4 protein-coding genes are annotated in these 3,897 nt (G+C 42.0%); 2 read left to right on the top strand and 2 right to left on the bottom strand.

Features of this window, described 5'->3' with window-relative positions; all coding sequences use genetic code 11:
- A partial coding sequence (locus F6K51_RS33055; RefSeq protein WP_293028984.1) for a calcium-binding protein occupies window positions 1–550 on the bottom strand: 550 nt, incomplete at its 3' end.
- 272 nt (window positions 551–822) lie between these two features.
- Here F6K51_RS33055 and F6K51_RS33050 point away from each other — a divergent pair.
- Entirely contained in the window at window positions 823–1,983 is a 1,161-nt protein-coding gene (locus tag F6K51_RS33050) for a hypothetical protein (RefSeq protein ID WP_293028981.1), read from the top strand.
- 201 nt (window positions 1,984–2,184) lie between these two features.
- Entirely contained in the window at window positions 2,185–2,664 is a 480-nt protein-coding gene (locus F6K51_RS33045; RefSeq protein WP_293028978.1) for a DUF1822 family protein, read from the top strand.
- Window positions 2,665–3,648: 984 nt separating this feature from the next.
- Here F6K51_RS33045 and F6K51_RS33040 read toward each other — a convergent pair.
- Window positions 3,649–3,780 (bottom strand): hypothetical protein, encoded by a 132-nt coding sequence (locus F6K51_RS33040; protein WP_293028975.1) that lies wholly within the window; start codon window positions 3,778–3,780, stop codon window positions 3,649–3,651.
- Window positions 3,781–3,897 lie beyond the last annotated feature (117 nt).

Below are 3,897 nucleotides of genomic sequence, written 5' to 3'. Positions count from 1 at the left end.
TGCGAATCGTTTCGGTATTACCTCCAGAAACTGAGGTGGTCTCAGTTGCCAGGTTGATGGTGACCCCGGAACCAAATGTGACATTGGAATAATCGATAGTATCGATTCCTAGACCGCCATTGTGGATGTCGAAATTCACAAAATCGTCGTCGATTATGGTATCATTACCAGAACCACCATTGGTGGTGTCCACTCCCGAACCACCATTGAGTATGTCATTGCCAGCACCTCCATTCAAAGTATCGTTTCCAGCTCCACCATTGAGGCTATCATTGCCAAAATCTACAGTGGAATCATCACCCGTGAGGCTATCATTGCCACTGCCACCAAGTAGAGTGTCGTTTCCGGCTTCTCCCTGAAGTGTATCGTTGCCCGCACCGCCATCTAAAAGATCACCTATTAGATCAACAGTTCCTAGAGTATCGGAGTCCAGGGAATCATTACCACTACCGCCAATCAAGGTATCTGCTCCCCCTTGACCTTGAATAGTGTCATTGCCAGGTCCACCAATCAATATATCATTGCCAGGACCGCCGGATTTTACTACCATTGTTTTCTTCTTAGAGTTTAGAGTTAAATTTTTAATTTAGCTAGGAGTGGTTCTGCTTTATGACTTACAGAACCCTATAATCAGTTTTGCGATTAAGAGCATCAAGGCTTTTTGACTGCCCTCACTATATTAATCACTCCAAAAATCCAATTTTTCTACAGTTTTATATAAAGTTTTGTAACGAATTGTAAATATAAAGTTTTGTAACGAATTGCAGAAAACTTGGAAATTACCCTGATAGCTAATTACACAAGCATTCTTAATCGGTGGTCATGAACAAGCAAATTCAACAGCTGGTGCTGAAACTACAACACTATCCTCGGGACAATCAACAGCGGAACCAGACTTTGGCAGAAGTGGTTGAGCAAATTTTGCGTACCCGTAAAGTGTGTCGCCCACGGCCAGGTCACCCTCTATATGGCATCTATCTAGAGATCTATCAGACCGTACAGCAGCAGCTCAACCATGAAATCGAGGAGGATATTGATAGCCCATATCTACACCCATATCTACAAATGACTTCTGATCAGGAGTGGGGGTCTTGGCGGGATAGTCTTTTTAAGAAGGTACTCGACGAGGGTCGCCTTCAGCAGCTAGCCCTAGAAGCACAACGGCACCAACCTCATACCCCAGAGCGATTTTATGCCTTAACGGAATTGCTAAATGCCATTAAGCTTTCTGGCAAGCTTTGCCATCGAGGCCAATTTTCCTCTGAGGTCTATGATGATGCTGTGAATCGGACATTGTATTATGTCTATCAAAACCTCAATCACTACAATCGAGAAAAAGGAAAATTTATAGCCTGGGTCAATTATCGCTTTGATAAGATGTTACAAAAAGCCCAACAAGACCTCAATGACCCATTTATCCAAGCTCAATCTGGCAAAATTGTCAGAATCAAATATCAGTTGAGTGCTCTGATTAAAGGCACCAAACTAGAGCATGTAATTTTTTGGATAACACTCAGCATCAAAGGATTAATTATAGACAAAACCCAGGTCAGTAAGGTTACTAAAATTCTGATAGTATTATTGTTGTTGTCCCAGTTAATCGCCAAAGACCGGACAAAGGGAGATTCATTAGTGTTTGAGATGGCTAAAGCCTCTCTGCCTTTTTCCGCAAACTTGTCTGAGCTCAGTGGGGAATCGATACCCCTAGAGACTGTGCCACAACCGGAAACAGAACTGACGTTGTATGACCTGGTCAGACACTATTTTACAGAAGACCCGGAAAACCTCTTACAGAAACATATCAAAAACCATCCTTCCGCCACCTTGCAAGTCATAGGCTTAGCGTACCTAGACGGAAAAAAATGGCAAGAGATATCGGACTCTTTAGAAATTAAAATTTCATCCCTGAATAACTTCTTTCAACGTAATCTCAGGAAATTAGCCCCGGAAATCAAAAGATATATAGAAGAAGAAATGGGCTGAAAATGGTATAAACAAATACAGGCTTGCCCAAATCCGTGCTTAATCTGCTCAATACATAAACTTAGATCACCTGTAGGGGTTAAAGGGAATTATTCCTCTACCTATAGGATGATACCTATTATAGTGGATAATTTATTGGTAAGGCTAAACTAGAGGCATTGCTCAGTCACACCAGCCTGTCAAATTATCATCACACTACTTATGGTCACACTAGCAGAAGCAGCCCATCACCTAGCAGAAAAGCTTTGCCAACAGCAATCTAATCTGGAAAAAGCCGAACAGGTTTATCTCAATACCTTGGCGGTGTATGCAGTGAATCAGTACTTACAGGGTCTAGGATTTGAAACTGACTTAGAGTCTAGTGATAACCACAATTCCATCATGCAGACATTCCTAGATGTGGCTGATTTAGTGATTAAAAATTACGGCAAGCTCGAATGTAAACCAGTCTCACCAGATGCCGAGTTTGTTTACGTCCCAGAAGAGGTTTGGCAAGATAGAATTGGTTATATAGCAGTGCAACTGAATGACTCCTTGACAGAAGCAAAACTGCTGGGATTTGTGGAAAATGTCGCAACTAATAAATTACCGTTAAAGCAGTTGCAGCCGATGGCATATTTTCCAGGATACCTTCAGAATTTACCCATAAAATCAACCGATAGTCGAGAGATTGCATGTTGAAGGTTGTCTGTCAGAATTGAGAATGTAGAATTGAGAATGTAGAATGTAGAATGTAGAATGTAGAATGTAGAATGTAGAATGTAGAATGTAGAATGTAGAATGTAGAATGTAGAATGTAGAATGTAGAATGTAGAATGTAGAATGTAGAATGTAGAATTGAGAATTGAGAATTGAGAATTGAGAATTGAGAATTGAGAATTGAGAATTGAGAATTGAGAATTGAGAATTGAGAATTGAGAATTGAGAATTGAGAATTGAGAATTGAGAATTGAGAATTGAGAATTCTACATTCTTAATTCTACATTCTTAATTCAAAAATGTTGTTCGCCAAAGGCGTTCCCGAAGGGTAGGTTGTTTGGTTGTTCGCGTAGCGTGGCCTTTTGACCAAGGTTGTTTAGTTGTTCGCCCTTGGGGTTGGAGTAGGGTAGGTTAAAGGTTCAGAAGATAACCTATAACGATAGTGGACAGTCGAAAAGATGTCAACCCCTGGTGCAACAAGGTCGTGCATGTTGCTGTCATCACCACCGCCATGGGAGAAGTGAGCAATTGTGCGATCGCTTTCTATGGCTCCTACTGAGAAACCCTATTCCATGGCATAACTAGCAGAATTAGCAGGGGAAAACTCTCCACTATTGCCAGCCGCACTAACCTTAATCAGCAAGTCAGCTAATCGCGTTAGTAGGCACTGCCCACCCTAGGATTCTGGCAAAAAATAAAGTTTTGTAAATTAACCCATAAAAATGTGAGCTCAGCTAGATATAGCAGTCGCCAGGGCAGGCGCGGACATGACAAAAGTCTCAAACCTAAGTAAGCGCAAGAGTTTGACTTCTGACTTCTGACTTCTGACTTCTGACTTCTGCTATAAGTAACCAGGTCAGTGTTTCTAATTGATAGCCATGGAAGAGCAAATTAGGCAGCTGGTATGCCAAGTGCAAAGGTACCCACGGGATACTCAAGAGCGGCAGCAAGCTTTAGGAAAACTGGTTAAGCAAATTTTGCGATGCTCCTAGGTCGCCGCTTCGCGATCGCGTAAAATTTGCCGCCCATCCTTTGGTCAACCTCTATCTGGTATTTATCGAGATATTTTGGAGACAGTGCAGAAACAGCTAATATCATGTCAGGATAAGGGCGACCGATGAAAGACGCTCAAGGAAGTGGAGATTCCGAAATCTCCCAATGTAGCTAGGGTTCAAGCTACGTCCCCACCCGAAGGAGCACTTCGAGATGGATATG

This window comes from Moorena sp. SIO3I8 (genome assembly GCF_010692325.1).
Classification (GTDB): domain Bacteria; phylum Cyanobacteriota; class Cyanobacteriia; order Cyanobacteriales; family Coleofasciculaceae; genus Moorena.
The sequence above is the reverse complement of the archived record's forward strand: the minus strand, read 5'-3'. Positions and strand labels throughout refer to the sequence as shown.